This is a genomic window from Vibrio sp. YT-19(2023) (genome assembly GCF_033337395.1).
On record NZ_JAWOQN010000442.1, the window covers coordinates 1 to 730 of the forward strand.

2 protein-coding genes are annotated in these 730 nt (G+C 46.3%); both read right to left on the reverse strand.

Annotated features, from left to right (window positions below):
* Positions 1–470: TonB-dependent receptor plug domain-containing protein (locus R7E78_RS26405; protein WP_318058645.1), on the reverse strand; the 470-nt coding region annotated here is incomplete at its 3' end.
* Between the two features lie 90 nt (positions 471–560).
* A partial coding sequence (locus tag R7E78_RS26410; protein ID WP_318058646.1) for a (2Fe-2S)-binding protein occupies positions 561–730 on the reverse strand: 170 nt, incomplete at its 5' end.

The window sequence follows — 730 nt, forward strand, 5'->3', positions numbered from 1 at the left end:
ATGACACCACCCGTCGCACCAGCCCCATAAATGGAGGTCGCGCCTGAAAGCACTTCAATTCGTTCGATGTTGAACGGGTCAATCGCATCCAATTGACGACTGATAGGACGAGAAGATTGCAGAGAAACGCCATCAATCATGACCAACATGGCTCTGCCACGCAGATTTTGGCCGTAGTTTGTTCGGCCGCCAGTGCCAACATCTAAAGAAGGGATCGTGGCAGAAAGAATATCACCCAGAGTTTTACCTGCTCGGTATTGTTGAGCAATTTCTTCTTGCCCTACAAACCAAACCGTACCGGGAATATCAGAGATAGATTTTGGCATGACGCTGCCAACCACGACTAATTGTTCATCTGCTGCGTTTTGAGACGCCAGTTGCTGAGCTTGTTCCGCAGCCAATGCGTGCGCTGCATATCCACTGCTCATCGCTAATAGGACGAGGTTTAAACAGAACTTCCTATTTGTCATTGTATTTATCTTTTTGTTGTAGCGAAAGAATCGACAATGATACTTATTATCAATAACAAATCGAGCACTGTTACATAGGTTAACGAGTTGTTAACTCTTGCTCTTTTGCATGATTAACTGACGGTTTTTTGCAGCTCTCGGGCAGTCCTCGCAGAGCTTTCTTCCTTCACACTTGTACACCAAGCAGCAGCTTTTTCTGACCAGTTTGATCGGTTGCTCGTGAGGCACACCATGCAAAGCATCGATATGACGCTCATCCA